Raw genomic sequence first — 236 nt, 5'->3', positions numbered from 1 at the left:
CTCCCGGCAGCCCCCGGCCTCCACCTCGCCTACACCGAGGCAGAGCCGCCCGAAGCGCTGGCGATGCTCGCCGAAGGCAGCATCGACCTCGCGATCACGTTCAGCTTCCCCGGAGACCCGGCGGATCCGCACGCCGACCTGGTCGGCACCACGATCGTGCCGCTGTTCGACGACCCGGTCGCGGTCGTGCTGCCGTCCAGCCACCGGCTCTCGCATGAGCACACCGTGGAACTGGA

General features: G+C 70.8%; 1 protein-coding gene. It reads left to right on the top strand.

Annotation, left to right across the window (positions count from 1 at the left end; translation table 11 throughout):
- A partial coding sequence (locus BN358_RS25055; RefSeq protein WP_232233429.1) for a LysR substrate-binding domain-containing protein occupies nucleotides 1-236 on the top strand: 236 nt, incomplete at both ends.

This window comes from Sedimentibacter sp. B4, assembly GCF_000309315.1.
Classification (GTDB): domain Bacteria; phylum Bacillota; class Clostridia; order Tissierellales; family Sedimentibacteraceae; genus Sedimentibacter; species Sedimentibacter saalensis.
This window is presented reverse-complemented; position numbering and strand designations above follow the sequence as displayed.